Origin of the sequence: Faecalicatena contorta, from assembly GCF_021531995.1 — a bacterium.
Classification (GTDB): domain Bacteria; phylum Bacillota; class Clostridia; order Lachnospirales; family Lachnospiraceae; genus Dorea_A; species Dorea_A contorta_A.
This window is the reverse complement of record NZ_JAFBIZ010000271.1, coordinates 1-861: the sequence shown is the minus strand read 5'-3', so window position 1 is coordinate 861 and position 861 is coordinate 1. Positions and strand designations below refer to the sequence as shown.

The window sequence follows — 861 nt, the reverse complement described above, 5'->3', positions numbered from 1 at the left end:
GCCTTATTAAAGTGCGCCTAAAATGTCCGGTTATCTACATTTCATTCCAGAATTCGTGCTTTGCACGAATTCATCCTTGTTTTGGTTCAGAATTGCGAACAAGCTTAGCGAGTTTCGCAATTACCTAATACAATACTTTCCAGAAATCCATCATTCTGTGAAACTCTTGTTCCAGCATCTCTACTTCAAGTGTCCCACTCTGCACTTTCTCCCATAGATAACCTTCCGTTGCCCAGTACATTTCCTTTAACATCATCTGCAGATCAATCTCCGGACGGAATTCCTCCGGATTAAGCATACTCAGAGATACCCCTGCTTTCTGCTTGATATACCCTGCATAACTTTCCTGAATACAGGCAGACACTTCTGGATCCTTTTCATAAAACGCTTTCATAATAAATGCAGTGAGTTCCGGATATTGATGCATAACCTTCAGTTTTGCATTCAATCCCCGCTCCATCATTTCAAACAGGCTGTCCGGTTCGTAACATCGTTCTTCTCTGATTGCTTTCAGCGTCACTCTGCATGCCTCATCCCATAAAAACAGGTATAGTTCTTTCTTATTACGAAAATAATAAAACAACAACGATTTGCTGATTCCGGCCTCTACTGCAATCTCTCCTACCGGACTTTTTTTATAGCTGTTCTGACTGAACACACGATATCCTGCATTGATGATCCGCTGCCGTTTTTCTTCCGGCAGGGACAGAAATCTCTCATTCATCTTTTTTCCCTTTCTCTGACCGCTCTGGTTAATTTCTATTATACCTGACTGACCGTTTTTGAGAAGACCCCTGAAGGGAAATAACCAAAAAAGGAACCTGCTTTTTATAAAAAATGTTACAAAATTATGAACAAATT

At 40.5% G+C, this 861-nt stretch carries 1 protein-coding gene; it reads right to left on the bottom strand.

Annotated elements, in window-relative coordinates:
* Positions 1-124: 124 nt before the first annotated feature.
* The gene (locus JQM82_RS15880; RefSeq protein ID WP_235251388.1) at positions 125-724 is read right to left on the bottom strand and encodes a TetR/AcrR family transcriptional regulator; all 600 of its coding nucleotides are present in this window, start codon (positions 722-724) and stop codon (positions 125-127) included.
* Positions 725-861: the final 137 nt, after the last annotated feature.

Excerpts from the sequence above, each read along its gene's own strand:
- JQM82_RS15880 (WP_235251388.1), bottom strand. The coding sequence starts at position 724 with ATGAATGAGAGATTTCTGTCCCTGCCGGAAGAAAAACGGCAGCGGATC.